Source organism: Streptomyces sp. 549, assembly GCF_030124175.1.
Lineage (GTDB): Bacteria > Actinomycetota > Actinomycetes > Streptomycetales > Streptomycetaceae > Streptomyces.
Map to the genome: position 1 here is coordinate 1 of NZ_JASKMT010000066.1, position 997 is coordinate 997.

The window sequence follows — 997 nt, forward strand, 5'->3', positions numbered from 1 at the left end:
GCAACGGGTAGGGAGCTTCGTACGTCACGGCCCTACAGCCACCCGATCGGGGCACGATCGGAAGAGCTCACTGCAAGTGATGGGCTTTGGGAGGAGTGACCGATGAATGGTCAGATCTGGGTCTACGCCGGCGCGGCAGTGCTCTTCGTTTTTGTACTCGTCACGTTCTTCGTTGATCGCCCCGTCGAGCCGGTGTGGCGTGACCCCGCTGCGCTAATCGCGGGTTTCCTGGCCGGCGCCCTGGTCGCTGCGCTCTCGTTGGCGCAGGGTTGGGGGGCGACCGCATGGCCCGCAGCCCTGCTCTGGCTTTCAGCGGTAGCGCAGTTGACCCACGTGCTGCGGGAAAGGCGGCGCGCCCGCGTATGACACGGATCGGCCCGGCGGGGGCTAAGGTCTCCTACCGGCGAACGGCTCGAAGCACAGAGCCAGTTGTTCCGAGGTGTGTCACATGGCTGCGGCCTGACTGCCCTGCGCGGGAGTCGGCACGCCTGCGGTGGTGCGGAGACCTCAGCTGCCCGCAGTCCTGACCCATGGCTCCTCTCACTCGGCGTGTCCGAGCTGCCGACATGGCGGTCTCGGACACGCCGACACTGCTGGCATGACCGGGCTCGGTTGCGGCCCGAGCCGGGGTCGCGCAGGACGGCTACGGGCTCGGGTGTCGTGGTGGCGGCCTTGCCGTCGTGGTGGTCGATCCGCCAGTCGCCGCGGCCGGTGAGGGTGTAGACGACGACCTTCACCCGCAGCGTGCCGGGTAGCCCATCTCGCCGTCGGGGCTCACGTGCCGCAGCACGAGTCCGGAGCCGGTGGGCGGCTCGACGTCCCACACCCGTTTGTCGCATGCAGTTCCCGGTCCCTCCTTCGACGCGTGGGCGGCCGGCCACCCGGGACTCGTCGGCGGCGTGGGGCGACGAGGCGGGTGACCGGCCGGGTCCGGGTCAGAAGGTGAGTTTCCAGCTGTTGAGGTAGCCGGTGTCGCGGGTGTAGACGTCCTGGATGC

The 997-nt window shown here is 69.0% G+C and carries 1 protein-coding gene; it reads left to right on the forward strand.

Features of this window, described 5'->3' with window-relative positions:
* Positions 1 to 102: 102 nt before the first annotated feature.
* Positions 103 to 366, forward strand: coding sequence for a hypothetical protein (locus tag QNO07_RS27470; protein WP_283995253.1), 264 nt, complete (start codon positions 103 to 105; stop codon positions 364 to 366).
* Positions 367 to 997 lie beyond the last annotated feature (631 nt).

Coding starts and splice junctions, on each gene's coding strand:
- QNO07_RS27470 (WP_283995253.1), top strand. CDS start 103: ATGAATGGTCAGATCTGGGTCTACGCCGGCGCGGCAGTGCTCTTCGTT.